At 58.0% G+C, this 255-nt stretch carries 1 rRNA gene; it reads right to left on the bottom strand.

The window, feature by feature from the left end:
* Positions 1-255, bottom strand: a 16S ribosomal RNA gene (locus tag HW452_RS17800); the annotation flags it as partial.

Raw genomic sequence — 255 nt, 5'->3', positions numbered from 1 at the left:
TTCGGGCCGTGTCTCAGTCCCGATGTGGCTGATCATCCTCTCAGACCAGCTACGGATCGTCGCCTTGGTGAGCCGTTACCTCACCAACCAGCTAATCCGACATAGGCTCATCCGATAGCGAGAGCCGAAGCCCTCTTTCTCCCGTAGGACGTATGCGGTATTAGCCTGGGTTTCCCCAGGTTATCCCCCACTACCGGGCAGATTCCTATGCATTACTCACCCGTCCGCCGCTCGTCAGCGAGAAGCAAGCTTCCC

It is taken from the genome of Vreelandella aquamarina, from assembly GCF_020075495.1.
In the GTDB taxonomy this organism is placed as follows: domain Bacteria; phylum Pseudomonadota; class Gammaproteobacteria; order Pseudomonadales; family Halomonadaceae; genus Vreelandella; species Vreelandella aquamarina_A.
This window is presented reverse-complemented; position numbering and strand designations above follow the sequence as displayed.